We start from the raw sequence: 11828 nt of genomic DNA on the forward strand, positions 1-11828 counted from the left end.
AGGAAAACCTCCAACCTGCTTTTCTATTATTTTATCAAAAAAACAGGGGGACGGGTCTTTCTGCAAACAAACAATACCGTCCCTTTTTGAAAAAGCCGACTAAAAAACCAAGTCTAACCTGTATAAACACTCTCACATGTATTAGCTTTTGGTTCATAGTAACAATGCTGTTTAAATTGACCAGAATGTGGTTGCCCGTACCATGTTGGAGGACATGGAGCATACGGATTAAAATACCAAAGGGCAAATTTGGATGGATGTTCTCTCCAATGTTCCAATGTTTTTCTGGCTAACCTTCTTTCAGACTCTCGCGCTTTTTGATAAAATACATTTCCTTTTTGAACAGCTTCAAAGGAATAATTTCCTCCTTGGACTTGAAAAATGACCTGGGGAATGGTTCTTACTTGTTTAAAGTCTAAACAATCTGCAATTACACGATTCACAATGACATTGCCAACCATCAACATCCCCAATTTCCCTTCACCTTCGGCTTCTGCCCGCATCATCCTAGCCATTAAGTCAACGTCCGAACTTCGGTAATTTGTTCTTGGCATAATTACACCCCCAACATACAGTATGAAAAAAAGCCTACAATGTTGTAGACTTTTTTCTGCTTCCTGATATGGAAAACGGCAAGAAATAAGGGTTAAGCATCTTTAGATAAATTTATTCATTTGGACAACAAAAAAATCATACCGTCCGGGTATTTCCCTGCCATTATACAGGTTAATCCGAGTGGTATGATCTCTTCCATCACTAAACTCCAGGTAGTGGAGGATCGACAGCTAAAACCGTTTTGCCGTTAATGACAATCCAAATGTAGGAATGGTCAATTTCTTTACCAGTGACCTTTGTAATTTTCTCATGGATTTTTTCTTGACGTTCAAACATGGCCTGAGCCGTACTTTCATCTAATGGGAAATTTTTCATATTCCCATTCGTCTCAATCCGGATATATGTATCATATTCAGGTAAATATGCTGCACTGCCTACCCCAGCCCATAAAGTCATAGAAACTAATAAAATAGCAAAAACCGACAACATTTTTCTCATATTTTCACCTCCTTTCTACCTATTTTCGATGATTTCAAGGAAAATTTCAACAACTTTTGGGTTATACATGGTTCCTGAATTCTGCTTAATTTCTTCTATTGCTATTTCTTCTGTTAGTCTCTCACGATACACCCGATCCGTTGTCATCGCATCGTATGAGTCTACTACAGATATAATGGCTGCTCTAATGTCTATCTCCTCTCCCTTTAGCCCCTTAGGATATCCTTTTCCATCCCATCTCTCGTGATGTTGTTCAACAATTTTTCCAGCTTCAATTAGAAAAGGGTTATCTGTCTCATGTAAAATTTCTCTTCCAAATGTCGTATGCTGTTTCAAAATGTCCCATTCTGAATCAGTTAATTTGCCAGGTTTATTTAGAACCTCGATTGGGACCTTTATCTTCCCAATATCATGAAAGAAAGAAGCCCAATTTAATATATACAAATCAGGATTGGACAAATTCATTTTTGTCCCTACTTTCATAGCAAACGTTTTAATTCTCTCACAATGGTCTGCCGTATAGCCGTCCCTAGCCTCCACCTCAACTGCCAGCCCCATATATTTTCTAATAATTTGACTGTACCGTAAAAAAACTGGTTGTGAAGTAACATAGATAAATTCTGTATCTTCATCTGCGGTAAAAAATAAAACCTCTTTCACCGGGGAACAGCTTAAATGATCTCCTGTTTGTAAAACGATGTCACCATCGTCCTTCTTGGACGTCATTTTTCCTTTTGTAATATAGACAAATTCTAAAGCATCCCATCCTTCTTCCGGACCTAAACCCCAGCTTCGGCCTTTTTTTAATTGATGCTTTATTACCTCTGTACCGTCTTTTGAGCCCAAAAGTGATACAACCAATCCTTTTAATCTTACAGTATCTTTTAAATTATCATTATATTGATCGCTCATATTTAATCCCTCTTAAAAGTTTGGCCTAATCTTACATGGAAATTCCAGAAAAAACGCTAATTTCTAATTTTAATCTGGTTACTTCCATCATAAATTTGATAGTTATTTTTCCCCTGCTCTTTTACTTCATACATCGCCTGGTCCGCATGATTGAGTACCATTTTTGCATCCATACTATGCTCTGAATAAAAAGAGATGCCTATACTTGGTGTAATATAGAATGGCTGCTCTCCCAGGACAATAGGTGCGTTAAATTCATCAAGAATCCGCTGAGCCGAAGTGATGGCCTCACTCCTGGTTATGTCCGGGAGCAAAATAGTAAATTCATCCCCGGCGTGTCTAGCTACCGTATCCTCTTTTCGAACACAGCCGGTTAGCCGTTCTGCCACCTCTTTTAATAGAGTATCTCCTTTTTGATGGCCATAGGTGTCGTTGATTTGCTTAAACCCGTCCAAATCGAGGAACATAACAGTAATGAAACCTTTCATTAAATGCGCTTTTTTGATGGCGTGTTCCAGACGTTTTTCAAATAGTCTTCTATTTGGCAGCTGGGTTAAATAATCGAAGTATGCCATTTGCGCCAACAGCTTCTCTGCCTTTTTCCGTTCGGTCATATCACGAGCAATGGATAAAATCATCGTTTCCTGTTCAATACACAGTACCGAAGCGCTATATTCAAAGGCAATTTCTCGTCCACCTTTTGAAACATACGAGCCTTCAAAGGTTATGTGCCCGGAATCCAGTAGTTTATCCATTAGCTCAGGTGTTTTCTCCCAGCGTGCTTCAGGAGTGATCCTAAGTGGAGACAGATTTAAAAATTCTTCCTTCGTGTACCCTAATAATTTGCATGCATTCTGATTGACATCGATAAATTGGCCCGGAAGCCTCTGTTCTGTTAGGGAAAAAAGAAAGATTGCATCGTTTGCATGTTCAAATAACGCACGTGATTTGACTTCGCTTTCCTGTAAAGCCTGCTCTATTCTTTTTTGTTCGGTCACATCACGATAGGTAACATGAATGGCTTTCCTACCCCTAAAGGAAATGGGAACGGCCGTTAGGACAGATTCTAACGTTTGACCGTTTCTATTTCGGATTTTTAAATCAAAATCATAAAAGGGGTGATTTTCATTTAGTACTTCATTCGTAATGGTATTGGCATAATCTAAATCTGAAGGATCAATAAATTCCTGTATATAACTCCCAACTATCTCATCTACCGGTCCGCAGAGTAGGGTAGCAGCTGATTTGTTAGCAAATAAGATGGTTTCACCATTATGTACCATAATCGGATTCGGCGAAAAGGTGACGAGATTCCGGAACTGATCTTCGCTTTCTTTCAGCTTCTGTTCCAGTTGTTTTACTCTGGTCAAATCTTGAATTTGAGCCATAAAATATAAAGATTTATTTCCTTCCCGCACGATGAATACGGAAAATAACACCCAAATCAGCGATCCGTTCTTGTGAATCAATCTTTTTTCTAGTTGATAAAACTCTTTTTTTCCTTCCACCAAGTCTTGTATGTGATTGAACTCTTTTACTAAATCTCCTCGGTATGTAATTCCTTGAATGCTTGTAGAGAGGAGCTCTGCTTCCGTATACCCTGATATCTTCGTAAAGGCTTCGTTTACCTTCATCCACATACCATCTAAGGAAACGAAAGCCATTCCATTAGGAGAATACGAAAAAGATTGGTGAAATAAAGCTGTATAATTTAACATAAATAAATCCCCAAATCACTCACCATGGTTCACACCCCGGATTTCCTTTTAAAATATCATTATTAAAAGGGATAAACTTCAAAAAACTCCCTTAAACTGAATAAAACACTAAATAATTTTACTATATTTTTATAATAATTCATAAATTTTTTTACGAATTGATTAAAAAACAAGAAAACCCACGGGGACGGTTCTGTTCGCTTATTTTGCGAGTTGGTTCCCAGACCACAATAACATAAAAAGCATTCCCATGGAGAAATGCTTTTTATCTAGTGCCAATTAATTTGCTTTATTCAAAACGTAGTTTTCTTGATTTAGTTTCCCTTAATGAAATACCTTCAATGTCTGTACTGAAAAGGGTGCCCCATAAGTACCTTACTCGTTTTTGTCTTTGAGATCGAATTCCAGGTCAGCACCTTCAATAGACTTTTCCCCATTTTGGACAGGAAATTCAGGGAATTGGTTTGTTTTCGTTTCCCAAATACTGTACTTAATATCCTTTGGGGAATTTGCATGTTTATTTTTCATTCATTCCACCTCCACTACCTATCATTTCAATAAAAATCAGGGGATATTCATTGACGAACAGTCCCTTCGCAATGTGATTAATACTGGAATTTATCCTTCTACATTACTATGTCGGCATGTTGGTGAATTTCTTCAATGGAATAATCAACTAGGGTCTCGGCAAGACGGTATACGTATTGGATTGTCCTTTTGATACAACATTAAAATAGGTCGTTTCATGACCGCATAGGAGATTCCGCCTCCGTGGTCCTTCACCCCGCTGATGGTACTGATGCGGTTGGCCACCACTTCTTCCGCGATACCTTCGTCACTAAAACTGGTCGTAAACACGCTGCCAAGTAAGGCAAGCCCTAAGACGAACAACGAAGCCCACCCAAGGGATTTACGGATTAAGGGCTGATGCGGGACAATCTCTGGTTGATTCCGTTCCCTGTCATAATTGGCATCTGGCTGGGTAGCATCGGTATACTGGCTACGATTGGCTTTCTGTCTCATTTTTTTCATCGTTATCCCCTTACACCTTGTGTACTTTATAACTGATCGGGTATTTACAATACCAATATGATAAATAGACTCGAACCAAAATCAGACTAATGATGGCCAGAGCGATCGCCGTTCCTTTACCGTAAAAAAGTTTATCAGCCCACAGTTTGGCAAAAAAGATGGCAGCTTTGTTTTATTTTCCCCAGCATGTGAATGAATACAAGGATGTAATGATCTTTATTGTTTTTAAATATTCTGCTCGTTCGTGGAGCATAAAAAAAGGCTGCCTATGCAACCTTTGTTAAACTCTAGCCCCTTTTGTTTCTCTTAATGAAATAACTTCAATATCTGTACAATAAAAGTGTAAGGTATCTTCCTCGTAGTCGATTACTTCATATTGCTTATTCTCCCAACCTCTGTCGCTAATATCAAAAATCTCGATTGACATTTGATGATATAGTCCAGCACTTTCAAATTTGATACTATTGGGGTTGTGGAAGCGAAAACAAGCAATATATTGTTTTTCTTTATCCTTGACCGTAAAATCAATGTCGAGGACACAATGATCATCAAGAGATTGAGCTTGAAAGTTCAAAACGAACCCAACTATGGACTCTATATTTTGTAATGAAAAATCTTTTAGTTTATCCGTGATAAGACTTACATTTTTTATCAATTTGAATCACTCCACATTATAACTTCAGTATTATTAAGTTAATTATTTACTCTTCTTAATTCAGCCTTTTGAATCGAATCACCGGTAAGTTCAAAGAATAATTCCTGGTTATTGACTAATTGTAAGGGCATTTTTTTGTTGATGGGTATTCTATCACTGCCATCATCTTTGTGTATGTCTGTAATAATACGAACTTCCATGTCAGCTTCACCATCTAATTCAAAATCATCTTTAAGGAATTCAAACCTTAGTTCTTCTCCTTTTGAGATTTTCGAGCCATCCGCGTTTATCATACTTGGTGAATGATTCAAGATTGCTGTTTCTAGCCCATAAAAATCAAAATTAGCATTGTTTTTTATAGTGATAATCATATTGTTTTCATTTGGTTCAACAGGAGTACCAGGATGATTTGTACAGGCAGATAAAATAATGAGAAAAATAGTCATTGGAAGTAAAAATAATTTATTCAAATCAACATCCCCTTTTATTCGTCACTTCGGTATTCTAATATATCACCTGGCTGACAATCTAAAGCCTTACAAATCGCCTCTAAAGTAGAAAATCGAATCGCCTTCGCCTTTCCATTTTTCAAGATCGAAAGGTTCGCCATGGTGATGCCAACCCGTTCGGAAAGTTCTGTCACGCTCATTTTCCTTTTAGCCAGCATCACATCAATATTGATTATAATCGCCATTATTCTCACCTCAGACCGTTAAATCATTTTCCGATTTAATATCAATCGCCTCTTTTAAAAGCCTTTGAAGAACAGCGGCAAAGACAGCAATCACCATGGAAGCAAACGGAACAACGCATCCGACAAAAATGACACCTGGTGCGTCGTCTGCCTCTGCAAAAAGATAAAAGAGCGGCAAGACTAGGATATGCAACGCACTGATTGAGATGGCACAGTGTTTAATCTTCCTTAACGCTTCTACAGAAATGTCCGAGAAAGCTTCATTTTTGTCAATATAGCGCAAAAGCTTGAAAGCCTGATACAAAGCGAAGTAATAAGGGATCGCTGATGTCCAAAATATGATGGAAACGAGATATTTGATAAAAGAAAACTCCGGAAGCAATTTTGCTGCAAGCTCCGCTAACTCAGGCACCAAAAAAATGCACAAAGCAAGAACCGGAATTCCCATAAAAATGACCGTTAACTTTAAAAAGAGTGTTGAACCTCTTTTCATAGAAAGCACCTCACTTATTTATTGTCAAATTGATTTTAAAACATTATTTATCGTTTTTCAATAAATATTTATTGAATTTTATATTTTATTTATTGTTTTTTTAAATCTTTTATTTAATAAAATCCTTCCAAATCCATTAGTCATAAGTGAAATCTTAAATTGAAATTATTTTGGCTCTTTTCCTTTAAATCGGTTATAATATAAATAGATAATTCATAAATTAAAAAAAGACCGAACATGCAGTAACATGTTCGGTCCAGCAATAGACGGTCCCTCTAGGGGGTCGGCTAAAATAAGGGGAATAATCCACCTGAGCCGCTAACTCAAGGGTGGATTATTTTTTTCGGTTAAATGACAGAATGGTCACGATTAAACTAGCAAATCCAATCGCAAACATTAATGATTCAAAAACTGTCATCCGGCATAACCCCCTTTCGGTTGGGAGTGGCGCCGACCACCCTTGAGAATTCCTATTCTATTGCAATTAAAGTATAACATATCCAACAATGAGAACAAACGTTTCCGATGAAAATTATCTTCATCTTAGTTTACCGGCTTCTATCCCCATTTTACCGGCACTTTTTCTAATTTACCCGCACTCCCTTCAGTTGTTACTGTACAAAATGTTTCTCGCCATCAAAAACCGGATCGCTGGTATTAGGCAGGTACCATAGTGTCTTGAGTTCTATGCCCTTCTCAGCAAACATGGCCGTCAATTCTTCCATGAAGATGCCGCGTGTAGGGTCACAGGAGGGGCTGCTTTGGATACCGAGTATTCCTGCAAGCTCATAACCGTTTTTCAAGTAGTCCTCCGCTTGCCACAGGACAGTCTTCAGAATCTCACGGCAATGCTTTCGGTATTCCGGCGTGTTATATTGCTCATATGTCATCGGCGGCCGGTCCAATCCCAGAAAAGTAAATTCTGGACAGGGGAGCTGAAGAAACCCGTAGCCCTGCTTCATTGCCCATTCGACAGCTGAAAAAATCGCTCCCTCCGCTCGTGCCTCCTCCGGAATGACCGTATTCTGGTTTAGGATACAATGAGAGACAATGAGAATCTTCTTGCTACGCTGCATGCCGGTTTTCCTTCTTTACGAGTTTTAAAAAAGCCGGCAGCCGGGTAATGATGTACATAACGAGCAGACAAGTGACGATCTTATCGACAAAGTTCCCGGTAATTCGGGAAATAAATGTGGAAGCAAACACGCTTTCACCAGCAGCCCGGGCCCAAAGCACCACCAAATCCATCCCGCTTCCATTCAAACCACCAAATACAGCAACGGCAATCGGCGTCCCGATTAAAGGGGCAACGACCGATAAAATAAGTCCCGTAATCAAGGCTATATACCATTTGGTAAAATCGAATTTCTTCGCCATATATCCCACCACTAATGCAATCGCCACATTCACAAGGCCAAAGAAAATGGCAGTAGGTCCAGTTGTAACACCGAGCACGACATTGGTTAAAGCCCCCGCCAACGCGCCCCACCATGGACCGAATAAAACCGCTACTAACACTGTTCCAATCGTATCGAGGAATAATAGCGGAATTTTTAAAGCTGAAACCACAGTCCCTAAGATGACGTTTAGGGCAATTCCCATCGCGGAATAGGTTAAAATCATGGTTTTACTTGTTTTCATGTGTTCACTCTCCCTTTGGGTCATTATTTTTAAAAAGTAAATTCGTAAACTCTTTAATGATTGGACGATGTTCGTCGTCTTTCAGGGTGGTAAAATAAATGCTGCGCGGTATGGGGTCGATATTCTCCATCATTTGCACGCGATTTGCCTTTACTGCAGGAAGTGCAGCTAATTTAGAGACAAAGCTGATTCCAAGACCCGCTTCGACTGCGGCAATCACCCCCTCTGTACTTCCAATCGACAGCCCTATTTTTAAATCGGTTACTTCTTGCCCATACCCAGCGAGAAATTCTTCCATTCTCCTTCTCGTGCCCGAACTGCTTTCTCGTACGACAAATTCATAATGATGCAGTTGGCTGAAATCTGGCTCTTCCTTTTCGAGGAGCGGGTGATGATTTGGCGTGATCAATACAAGCGAATCATATGTAAGTGGAAGAGAGCTTAATTTAGCAGAGGCAGGCTTCACCCCCACAATGGCAACATCAACCTGTTGATCAAGAAGCCGCTTTACCGTGTCTTCGGAATCATGGATCTCAATTGAAACCTCTACCTTAGGAAAATGGTTGCGAAATTCCCTCACTAGGCTGGGAACCAGGTAAGTACCAGGAATCGTGCTGGCCCCTATTTTCAAGCTTCCAGTTAAGGTGTCTTGAAATCCAAGCAGATCATCCGCCAATCTCCGCCATCTTTGTATCATCTCCTTTGCTGCCTGGTAGACCAGAGTGCCGGCCGCAGTTGGTTGAATGCCAGACACCCCTCGGTCGAGCAGTGTCAATCCAAGGTCTTCTTCTAAACTCTTAATCTTTAGGCTAACGGCTGGCTGGGAACTGTTAAGAGCTACTGCGGCTTCGGAAAAGCTGCCCTTCTCAACAACTAATCTAAATGCATCGAACTTATTTAAATTCATATGCCTGCTCCTTTCGTATTAGTAATTTTTATTTAAGGTATAAAGAAATTTTATGGGGAGGTCAAAAAAATAATAAAGTAAGCTGGAAGCAATAATGTTTTATCTAAATTTTACCTTACCATGACTGGAATTTCTAGCGCGAACAGTTCTAATATATATAGACAATTCATAAGGCTAAAAAAGACCGAACATGCAGCAACATGTCCGGTCCAAGGGTTAACATATGACAACGGAATCAGACCCGCTAATAAAGCAGTGTTTTTTTGAGATGACCCCTAAAAACTATGCGATTTTTTTCATAGATAATTTATCTTACCGATTTGCTCATTAGTGCATCCAATTCTTCCCCATTCGAGGCAATCACTCTCTTATACCAATCAAAGCTCTTTTTCTTATATCTCTTTAAATCTCTTAAATCAGATTCCCCTCTATTAACGTAGATAAAGCCATATCGCTTTTCAAATTGACCGCCCGAGCTAATAAGATCGGTAGAACCCCATGTAAGGTATCCTATAACATCTACTCCCTCTTCCATGGCCACTTTCATTTGCTTGATATGTTCCGATAAATACTCAATTCGGTAATCATCTTCCACCGTATTTTGATCATTTAGTTCTTCACGCACACCGATTCCATTTTCCGTTATGAAAATGGGTAAACGGTATCGAGCATACATATCTTTTAAACAAACTCTCAACCCAATAGGATCGATTGCCCAGCCCCACTCATTCGTCTTTAAATTTGGATTTGGTGTCACCCCGGAAAGAATCCCTTTTTCATCTGCAGTTGCCGCCTTTTCTGCACTTACTGTCTGGCTTTGGTAATAGCTGATGCTTAAATAATCTACTGTATTTTCTTTGAGCAATTCAGCATCGCCCTCCTCACCAATTGGAATAATTCCCTTTCTCTCCAAATCCTTGATTACATAAGTTGGGTATTCTCCGTTCGAAAAGACATCAAAAAAGAAATCTACCAATAGTTCTTTCGTTTTCATGTTTGCAATGACATCTTCAGGCTTGCAGGTATTCGGATAAGTAGCCAGATAGGTGACCATTCCTGCCATTTGCCCTCCTGGCACAAGTTCATGAAGCGATTTAACAGCTTTTGCATGGGCAACAAATACATTATGTGCCACTTGATAAAGCATCGCTTCTTTATGATCTACTCCATCTAAACTGACTCCCCAATATTGAGGTTTTGTTAAAACTAGGTTCTGTTCATTAAATGTTAGCCAGTATTTTACTTTATGACCATATCGCTTAAAGACAGTTCTTGCATAACGATCAAATAAGTCAACCACTTTTCTAGAAGCAAAACCGTTGTATTTCTGAGCTAATGCAAGCGGCAGGTCAAAGTGATAAAGTGTAATTACAGGCTGGATGCCATTTGAAATCAGTTCATCAAATAGATCATCGTAGAACTGCAAGCCTTTTTCATTTACTTCTCCTTCCCCATCCGGAAAAATTCTTGACCAGGATATGCTTGTTCGATAAGCATTGAAGCCCATTTCTCTAAATAGGGCAATATCTTCTTTATAACGGTGATAGAAATCTACTGCCGTTTCCCAGTTCGAATATCCTTCCTTAACTGGCCGAGCATCTACAATGGAAGGTCCTTTTCCGTCTTTATTCCATGCCCCTTCCGTTTGGAAGGACGTAACAGCACCTCCCCAAAAAAAACCTTCTGGAATGATGTTATCATTATTCTTCTTCATCTTTATTTCTCCTCTCTTTTTGGACTGTACTTTTTTCCTTCATACCTCTAATCGATTATTTCCTCTCTCAAAAGACTGTATGAAACCATAAACCGCTCCTAAAATATTTGCATTTTGGCGAAACTGACACGCGGCAATCTTTGGCTTGATTTTTGCAAGACTGATAGCTTCCAATATCTCATCCAATTTCTGGTTAACGTTAGTAACTAAATCATCTCTTGCACTGATTCCTCCGCCTATGACGATCACTTCAGGATCATAAATGTATTGCAAGTTATAGATCCCTACTGCTAATAAATGATAAAATTTTTCGACAGCCGCCAAACAATCTACATCTCCAGCTTCTGCCAGTTGAAAAATCTGCTCACCGCTGAGGGAGTCACTATCTATTCGTTTCGCTTTAGCCACATTTTTCACAAGGGCTTTAGTAGAAGCCAATCTGCTCCATACATCATAGTTGCCTTGGACTTCGCCATTCAATATCATGTATCCAATTTCACCACCATGGAGATTCGCTCCCTTATGTAATTCCCCGTTTTTGAAAACAGAGCCGCCAATTCCTGTTCCAATTACCATTACAATCACATCTTTTTTTCCTTTTGCTGAACCATTCCATACCTCTGCGTATCCAGCACAATTTGCATCGTTTTCCATATAAACAGGAAGCAATGTACGTGCTTTTAGCAGATCTTTTATATTCGGTCCATGCAAATAGGGCAGTGCACTGGAACCATAAATGACTCCTTCATCTGAAACAGCACCAGGGGAACTTACGGCAACTCCTTTAACATCACCGTGGGATTGGGCAAGTTTCTCAATAATCATTAGCAGTTCTTCTAAAGTTTTTGGTGTTTTCACTTTCCCACTTTCTAGAATTTCAGCGTTTTCCGAAACGATTCCATACTTAATAAATGTCCCGCCAATATCAATAGCAAGGTATGTATCCATCTCTTTCCTCCCTGATTTTTATAAAGGACCGAAACTGTACTACTGTACATCATTCTCCCTA

Annotated in this window: 15 protein-coding genes; all 15 read right to left on the bottom strand. The window is 39.3% G+C overall.

Translation table 11 applies throughout. The features are described from left to right. Positions 1-113: 113 nt before the first annotated feature. Positions 114-554, bottom strand: coding sequence for a cell wall hydrolase (locus tag M3234_RS14105; protein ID WP_262305331.1), 441 nt, complete (start codon positions 552-554; stop codon positions 114-116). Between the two features lie 202 nt (positions 555-756). Then, positions 757-1053: an 8-amino-7-oxononanoate synthase gene (locus M3234_RS14110; protein WP_262305332.1), complete on the bottom strand. Its 297-nt coding sequence runs from the start codon at positions 1051-1053 to the stop codon at positions 757-759. A 15-nt stretch (positions 1054-1068) separates the two neighbouring features. Continuing rightward, positions 1069-1965 (bottom strand): HD-GYP domain-containing protein, encoded by an 897-nt coding sequence (locus tag M3234_RS14115; RefSeq protein ID WP_262305333.1) that lies wholly within the window; start codon positions 1963-1965, stop codon positions 1069-1071. A 56-nt stretch (positions 1966-2021) separates the two neighbouring features. Continuing rightward, entirely contained in the window at positions 2022-3683 is a 1662-nt protein-coding gene (locus M3234_RS14120; RefSeq protein WP_262305334.1) for a sensor domain-containing protein, read from the bottom strand. Between the two features lie 375 nt (positions 3684-4058). Next, positions 4059-4211, bottom strand: a complete 153-nt coding sequence (locus M3234_RS14125) for a hypothetical protein (protein WP_262305335.1) — start codon at positions 4209-4211, stop codon at positions 4059-4061. Between the two features lie 144 nt (positions 4212-4355). Then, the gene (locus M3234_RS14130) at positions 4356-4715 is read right to left on the bottom strand and encodes a hypothetical protein (RefSeq protein WP_262305336.1); all 360 of its coding nucleotides are present in this window, start codon (positions 4713-4715) and stop codon (positions 4356-4358) included. 280 nt (positions 4716-4995) lie between these two features. Then, positions 4996-5370, bottom strand: coding sequence for a hypothetical protein (locus tag M3234_RS14135; RefSeq protein WP_262305337.1), 375 nt, complete (start codon positions 5368-5370; stop codon positions 4996-4998). A gap of 38 nt (positions 5371-5408) precedes the next feature. Further along, complete coding sequence (locus tag M3234_RS14140) at positions 5409-5840, bottom strand: hypothetical protein (protein ID WP_262305338.1); 432 nt, start codon at positions 5838-5840, stop codon at positions 5409-5411. 14 nt (positions 5841-5854) lie between these two features. Further along, the gene (locus tag M3234_RS14145; RefSeq protein ID WP_066304352.1) at positions 5855-6064 is read right to left on the bottom strand and encodes a helix-turn-helix domain-containing protein; all 210 of its coding nucleotides are present in this window, start codon (positions 6062-6064) and stop codon (positions 5855-5857) included. 10 nt (positions 6065-6074) lie between these two features. Then, positions 6075-6557 (bottom strand): DUF2975 domain-containing protein, encoded by a 483-nt coding sequence (locus M3234_RS14150; RefSeq protein WP_262305339.1) that lies wholly within the window; start codon positions 6555-6557, stop codon positions 6075-6077. A gap of 611 nt (positions 6558-7168) precedes the next feature. Continuing rightward, positions 7169-7633, bottom strand: coding sequence for a CD3072 family TudS-related putative desulfidase (locus tag M3234_RS14155; RefSeq protein WP_262305340.1), 465 nt, complete (start codon positions 7631-7633; stop codon positions 7169-7171). Then, positions 7623-8198 carry a CD3073 family putative ECF transporter S component gene (locus M3234_RS14160; protein ID WP_262305341.1) on the bottom strand — a complete coding sequence of 192 codons (576 nt, stop codon included), beginning with the start codon at positions 8196-8198 and terminating at the stop codon, positions 7623-7625. The genes M3234_RS14155 and M3234_RS14160 overlap by 11 nt, the downstream gene beginning before the upstream one ends. A 4-nt stretch (positions 8199-8202) precedes the next feature. Then, the gene (locus tag M3234_RS14165) at positions 8203-9105 is read right to left on the bottom strand and encodes a selenium metabolism-associated LysR family transcriptional regulator (RefSeq protein ID WP_262305342.1); all 903 of its coding nucleotides are present in this window, start codon (positions 9103-9105) and stop codon (positions 8203-8205) included. A gap of 307 nt (positions 9106-9412) precedes the next feature. Beyond that, complete coding sequence (locus tag M3234_RS14170) at positions 9413-10819, bottom strand: glycoside hydrolase family 1 protein (RefSeq protein WP_262305343.1); 1407 nt, start codon at positions 10817-10819, stop codon at positions 9413-9415. Positions 10820-10858: 39 nt separating this feature from the next. Then, complete coding sequence (locus M3234_RS14175; RefSeq protein WP_262305344.1) at positions 10859-11767, bottom strand: ROK family protein; 909 nt, start codon at positions 11765-11767, stop codon at positions 10859-10861. Positions 11768-11828: the final 61 nt, after the last annotated feature.

The sequence above is a fragment of the Neobacillus niacini genome (assembly GCF_023715785.1).
Taxonomy (GTDB): domain Bacteria; phylum Bacillota; class Bacilli; order Bacillales; family Cytobacillaceae; genus Neobacillus; species Neobacillus niacini_E.